Annotated in this window: 1 protein-coding gene and 1 pseudogene; one reads left to right on the forward strand and one right to left on the reverse strand. The window is 47.3% G+C overall.

The features are described 5' to 3' along the window. Positions 1-416, forward strand: a pseudogene (locus tag R7D93_RS25740) (LysR family transcriptional regulator); the annotation flags it as partial. A 119-nt stretch (positions 417-535) separates the two neighbouring features. On the opposite strand, the gene R7D93_RS25745 reads toward R7D93_RS25740, so the two are convergent. Continuing rightward, the coding region (locus tag R7D93_RS25745) for a pirin family protein (protein WP_318129615.1) at positions 536-1,165 on the reverse strand (630 nt) is incomplete at its 5' end.

Consider the following 1,165-nt stretch of genomic DNA (forward strand, 5'->3'; position numbering starts at 1 on the left):
TTGTCCTTGTGCTGGTTTCTACTGAGCAAGATTCATTAGGTACGGTGTTTGAGCACAGATATGTGGATGTGGATTGGGGAACACGCTTCGCTTCTGAGCACTCTGAGCGTCACCCTAAAATTCCGGCTCCGTACCTGCGTACATCGACTGCGCGTATTGCTTTGGACTTCATTTTAGAGAAAGGCGGCGCGGCGTATCTGCCGGTGTCTCTCGTAGAGCCGTTTATTGCGAATGGGCAGCTCTACAAGGTGTCTGGAGTGGAAGATTGGTACCGACCTATCTACTTAAGCTATCGCAAAGCCAGCACGTCTGTAGAAGCGATTAAACAGGTCGAAGAGATTGTGAAAGAAATCGATCCTCTCACGGCTTACAGCTTGCAACAGATTGGGTCTGCATCATCGGACGCAAACCATTAACGCTTGGCGTCAATGAAAACGGAAAAATGAAAAGCCCCCTTGGCGTTTGCCTTGGGGGCTTTCTTTTTAAGCGAGGTTTATCACCGGATGGCGATAGGTAGATATCTATGAACCGATAGTTACGGCAAGTCAAAGATTAGCGCAGTAACTGATTGATTGGTCAGGTTACGAAATGTCACCTTGCTTTGTGCTTCGATTTTAGCGCCATCACCGCCCGTTAGCAGGGTGTTGTCGACATGAAGCTCTCCGGATACTTGATGAACGTAAACATTTCTTCCAGAGTGGATGTCGAAGGCGAGTTCGCGATTCGGCTCCAAAATCAATTGATACAAATACGCATCTTGTTTGATGTGCAGTGTGCCACTCTCTCCCGTTGGGGTTGCAATGGTGGTTAACCCTGCATTACGTCCAAAATCTTTTTGCTGGTAGCCCGGTTTATTCCCAAAGGTGTTAGGTTGAATCCAAATTTGCAAAAAGCGTAAAGGGTCTGTTTCTGATGCGTTATATTCGCTGTGGTAAATGCCTTTACCTGCCGACATCAGCTGAAACTCCCCCGCAGGTAACGTTTGTACATTGCCTTCACTGTCTTTGTGCGCAATGACACCTTCTAGCACATAACTGATGATCTCCATGTCGCGGTGACCATGAGTATCAAAGCCTGCGTTGGGTTGAACTAGGTCATCGTTGATGACTCGCAGTTCAGAAAAGCCCATGTGTTTTGGATCGTAGTAGCTACCAAAAGAAAACGT

Origin of the sequence: Vibrio sp. YT-15 (genome assembly GCF_033337445.1) — a bacterium.
GTDB lineage: Bacteria > Pseudomonadota > Gammaproteobacteria > Enterobacterales > Vibrionaceae > Vibrio > Vibrio alginolyticus.